The following is a 350-nucleotide window of genomic DNA, read 5'->3' as shown; positions in this document are numbered from 1 at the left end:
GTGCACTACAGCTACTGCGTAATAGGACGCGGAGTCTCCTGATACAGTTGCACCTGGTGTACACTTTGCTGGGTCGTACTGCTCCACCATGACCGGCACCAGACCGCACGTTCCAGCAGTGTACACTTCTCCTCCATCAACGGAAATAGCATCGGCCTGATCATACATGATCTTTTTGATGCAATCCTGCACCGTTTTGCCGGTTTCACACTCGAGCCTGCTGTTGCCGTCCTCATCAATCAGGGATGCGCTCCATTCATCACACTTTCCTGACTGAACTGTACCCACTGTGCACCATCTAATCTTCTTAGACGAATCACTGGGTGTTTTTTCTCTCTTGAGTGAGTGGA

Annotated in this window: 1 protein-coding gene; it reads right to left on the bottom strand. The window is 50.6% G+C overall.

Features of this window, described 5'->3' with window-relative positions; genetic code table 11:
• Positions 1–350: type 2 periplasmic-binding domain-containing protein (locus GFJ41_RS18245; protein ID WP_170076050.1), on the bottom strand; the 350-nt coding region annotated here is incomplete at both ends.

This window comes from Paraclostridium dentum, assembly GCF_012922555.1.
Lineage (GTDB): Bacteria > Bacillota > Clostridia > Peptostreptococcales > Peptostreptococcaceae > Paraclostridium > Paraclostridium dentum.
Note: the sequence above shows the minus strand (reverse complement) of the source record. Positions and strands in the feature narration are given on the sequence as shown.